The following is a 1,527-nucleotide window of genomic DNA, read 5'->3' on the forward strand; positions in this document are numbered from 1 at the left end:
TGCGGCGTGCGCCGTGTCCGGCCCCCCGCGCTGCTCGCGCGCCACGTCGCGGATCGTGTCGAACAGCGCGGCGGCCGGCGGCGAGGCCAGCACGCCCGCGCGCCGGATGATGCCGATCGGCCGCACCGTGCCGGCCAGTTCGATCGGCAACGCCTTCACGTCGCCATCCTTCAGATCGGCGTCCATCTGCCCTTGCGACACCACCGCCAGCATGGTCGAGCGGGCCAGCAGCCCGCGCACGATCATCGAATCGCCGGTTTCGACGGCGGGCGTGGGCTCGGCCTGCCCGGCCAGTTCGAACGCGGCGGCCAGCAGCGCGCGCGAGGGAGTGTCGCGGCGCGGCAGGATCCACTGATAGCCGGCCAGCGCAGCCAGCGACACGCGCCGTTTGGCGGCCAGCGGATGATGCGCGCCGACGATGATCGCGAGCGGCTCCGCGAACAGTTCGTGCACTTCGAGATCGGTGGAGTAGCGCGCCTCGCGCAGCGCGCCGACGATGAAATCGAGGCTGCCCGCGCGCAGCGCCGCGCACAGATCGTCGAACGGGCTTTCGATGGTGCTGACCTGCACGCCGTGCGCGCGCGCGACGAGCCGCGCGATCGCCTCGGGCAGCAGCGAGGCGCGCGACAGCGGCAGCGCGCCCACCACCACTTCGCCGGCCAGCGTGCCGTGCGCGGCGGCGATGTCGCTGGCGAGCCGCGCGAGATCGTTGAGCGCGTGGCGCGTGGTCTGGCCGAGCGCGATGGCGCGCGCGGTGGGCGTCAGGCCGCGCGCGGTGCGCAGGAACAGCTTGTCCTGCGCGCATTCCTCCAGCAGCGAGATCGCGGCGCTGACGGCCGGCTGGCTCACGCCCATCTGGCTGGCGACGGTCGGCATGTGCCGCGAGCGCAGCAGGCGGCAGAAGATTTCGAGGCGCTTGTTGTTGAGCGCGGCGGCCGGCACGGCGCGATAGAGATCGTCGGCGAGCGGCTCGGCGGCCTTGCGGCGGTTCCAGACCGACAGATCGCGCATCACCGAACGCACGCGCGGCAGGATCGCCTCGGCCGGCGGCGTCGGCACCACGCCGGCCGGCGTGCGCTGGAACAACGGCGCGCCCACGCTGCCTTCGAGTTCCGCGATCGCGCGCGTGATGGCCGACTGCACGCGGAACAACTGCCGCGACGCGCCGGCCAGGCTGCCGGTGTCGATCACGGCGAGAAAGGTTCTGAGGTGTCCGAGGTTCGGCTGCATGGTGCCGCCATGCTACACGAGCGTGACGGCGCGGCAGGGTGCTTCGGCCAGTGTCGCGGGGAAGGGCGCGCCCGTCAGGCGAGGCGCGGCCCGGCGTATCAGCTCGGCAGCGCGCCGCGCGCACCTGCCGGTTCGCCCACGTTCGCTCGCCGTCGTCCGGCTGCGCCGCTACCGGACACGCACAGCTCGATTAGCGGCGTGGGGTAGGTTTCGTGGCGCGCACCTGCCCAGAGCGCGCCCAGCGTCGCGATCAGCCACTGCGTGTCGATTGGCACCAGCGTTAGTCTCTGCCTGCCA

2 protein-coding genes are annotated in these 1,527 nt (G+C 72.8%); both read right to left on the reverse strand.

The features are described from left to right. A partial coding sequence (locus tag G3N92_RS33980) for a LysR family transcriptional regulator (RefSeq protein ID WP_206131862.1) occupies positions 1 to 1,230 on the reverse strand: 1,230 nt, incomplete at its 3' end. 98 nt (positions 1,231 to 1,328) lie between these two features. Next, the coding region (locus G3N92_RS33985) for a hypothetical protein (protein WP_206131863.1) at positions 1,329 to 1,527 on the reverse strand (199 nt) is incomplete at its 5' end.

The sequence above is a fragment of the Burkholderia sp. Ac-20379 genome, assembly GCF_017104645.1.
Taxonomy (GTDB): domain Bacteria; phylum Pseudomonadota; class Gammaproteobacteria; order Burkholderiales; family Burkholderiaceae; genus Burkholderia.